2 protein-coding genes are annotated in these 1,814 nt (G+C 35.2%); both read right to left on the minus strand.

Annotation, left to right across the window (positions count from 1 at the left end; all coding sequences use genetic code 11):
• Nucleotides 1-173 precede the first annotated feature (173 nt).
• Nucleotides 174-716, minus strand: a complete 543-nt coding sequence (locus tag F899_RS15030) for a plasmid replication DNA-binding protein (RefSeq protein WP_004896925.1) — start codon at nucleotides 714-716, stop codon at nucleotides 174-176.
• A gap of 66 nt (nucleotides 717-782) precedes the next feature.
• Nucleotides 783-1,712 (minus strand): replication initiation protein RepM, encoded by a 930-nt coding sequence (gene repM, locus F899_RS15035; RefSeq protein ID WP_004896921.1) that lies wholly within the window; start codon nucleotides 1,710-1,712, stop codon nucleotides 783-785.
• Nucleotides 1,713-1,814: the final 102 nt, after the last annotated feature.

Raw genomic sequence — 1,814 nt, forward strand, 5'->3', positions numbered from 1 at the left:
TGGAGTATAGGGCACCAGAACGGCTTTTTATTGATTATTCATGTTCCACGCTCACTAATTGAGCGATGTTCCACGGTTTTATTCAGTTTTAATAAACATCATCCGGTTTTTTGAGGAGTCATTATTTCAAGTGCTTGCACTGAAATTGGCTCTTCAAAAAACTGGAGTCTTGGCTAACCATATGGAAGGAAAAAGCGGCTTAGGAAGCCTCTCTTCTTCTGTTCTGGTTCAACATGCTCCGGGATAGGAATACGCTTATTGTCTTGCTGAGGAGTAGTCAATTCGTCATAGTTCGTTGCTAGTTCCGACCGAGGATCCGTTGCTATATCCTGTTTAAAGCTCTGATCGGTAAAGGTAGTCATATTGGCTTTTGGTGCTTCTAGTAAGCGCTGCATAGCTTCAATCTGTTCTTGATAAAACGATTCACGTTCTAAAGATTGATTTTCTCTCTGTATTGCCTGATTTAATTGTTTTTCCAGTATGTCAACTTGACGTTTTAGTAAGTCAACTTCTGTCAAGTTTTGACTGTTAATTGATTGACTTTGATTGACTGTATCCTCTTTTTTTTGTGGTTCCCCAAAAACTCTTAGGGCCTCTGAAAAGTCAATTAATCCATCAGATCCTTTAGATAAATTTCCTTTGTTTATATGTGCATATATGGCTTGTCTTGAATATCCATAAAGCTTAGCTAACTCTGAAACTGACAGTTTTTTCATTATGTAAACCAGTTTTCAACTTGTGTTAATACCTGACTGTTAACTTAACAATTTCAATTAACAATGTCATTGAAATCCTAATTTTCTGAGTAAAGGAAGTAATTCCTTAAATTTCTCTGCATCTTGCAGCATGGCAGCTATACGTACAGCAAACTGCTGATAGCTTTCTGTGCCTTGTGAATATTTACTCATCTCAGGAAGCTCTGAGAGCTTGTTGGCGAATAGATGGCGTTGTTTATCTGTTATTTTTGAAAAGAGGTCTAATGTATTCGGATCTCTTTTAGATTCGACTGAATGCGTGGCTGATTTTTTCTGTTTAAAGCTAAATGAAAAACCAGTAATAGATCTACCTGTTTTATGCTGTTCAACTTTGACAGTAATATCGGTATGTTCATTTACTTGTTTTAATGCAATGTCTAAAACATATTTTTTAAAATCATACATTCGTTTGTATTCAGTCTCGAGTACACCTATTTTTTGTCTAAAATCATACATAGTTATGAGAGGCGTTTTTCCAGTACTACGCCATGCAATCAATATTTCATATAAACGAACAGCATAAGCACTTGTTAAATTACTTATTTGTTGTATTTCATACTTTGTAAATTGTTCTTCTAACCTAGTAATTAAAGGCACAATAGCAGGGGCAAAAATAAGTCTAACGACAGCTTCATTATCAATATAAGCCACCTCGCTCACCCATCTTGATTTGTGATTAATAATGTTACCTTTTTCACTAAGACTCTGATAACTGAATTGTCTTGCAAACAAGTCATCGCAAGCATCTTTTAACGCCTGATAAGCCGTATTTCGATGTACACCAAACTGATTAATATAACTTTCAGCATGAACTGTTAGTGGATCATTAGCATTTATCCCTTTACCCGATTCCCTTGCTTCAACAATAGCTAGGAGAATTAACCTCTGCTCAACTAGATCGAGGTTATAACTGGCATTGATTAAGGCGTTATCTTTAACAACTAGTTCTGTTTTCATATGAAAAGATTATATTTTTAATTCAATAAGACGAGGTTATATAATTATCTCGCTTAATGCAAGGTAAACCTCGTTTTAATGCAAGGTAAACCTCGTTTTAAT

Origin of the sequence: Acinetobacter sp. CIP 101934, from assembly GCF_000369585.1 — a bacterium.
Lineage (GTDB): Bacteria > Pseudomonadota > Gammaproteobacteria > Pseudomonadales > Moraxellaceae > Acinetobacter > Acinetobacter schindleri.

Excerpts from the sequence above, each read along its gene's own strand:
- F899_RS15030 (WP_004896925.1), bottom strand. The coding sequence starts at position 716 with ATGAAAAAACTGTCAGTTTCAGAGTTAGCTAAGCTTTATGGATATTCA.
- repM (WP_004896921.1), bottom strand. The coding sequence starts at position 1,712 with ATGAAAACAGAACTAGTTGTTAAAGATAACGCCTTAATCAATGCCAGT.